The organism is Streptomyces torulosus, from assembly GCF_001419765.1.
GTDB classification, from domain to species: Bacteria; Actinomycetota; Actinomycetes; order Streptomycetales; family Streptomycetaceae; genus Streptomyces; species Streptomyces torulosus.
Map to the genome: position 1 here is coordinate 1 of NZ_LIRK01000913.1, position 552 is coordinate 552.

Genomic DNA, 552 nt, shown 5'->3' on the forward strand with positions numbered 1-552 from the left:
AGACGTGTCTAAGAGACAGGCCGCCGCCCTCCTCAACTTCGACGGCATCTCCTACGCCAAGGGCGCCTCCGCCCTGCGTCAGCTCGTCGCCTGGCTCGGCGAGAAGGACTTCCTCGCCGGCATCAACGCCCACTTCACCCGCCACCGCTTCGGCAACGCCACCCTCGCCGACTTCATCGACAACCTCGCCGGCGCCACCGAACGCGACGTCCACGCCTGGGCCGACGCCTGGCTGCGCACCACCGGCGTCGACACCCTCACCCCCAAGGTCACCCGCGGCACCGACAGCACCTACACCCTCACCGTCGACCACGCCGGCACCCGCCCCCACCACATCACCGTCGGCGTCTACGACCAGGACCCCGGCGACGACCAGGGCCACCTCACCCTCCGCGAGAGCCTCGCCCTCGACATCCCGCAGACCGGCGACCAGCCCATCGGCAAACGCCCGGCCCTGCTCCTCCTCAACGACGGCGACCTCACCTACGCCAAGGTCCGCTTCGACCCCGACTCCTTCACCACCGTCACCGGCCACCTCAGCGGACTCCCCGA

Annotated in this window: 1 protein-coding gene; it reads left to right on the plus strand. The window is 70.3% G+C overall.

The window, feature by feature from the left end:
- On the plus strand, positions 1–552 hold a 552-nt coding region (locus tag AOK23_RS51195), incomplete at both ends, for a M1 family aminopeptidase (protein ID WP_240496833.1).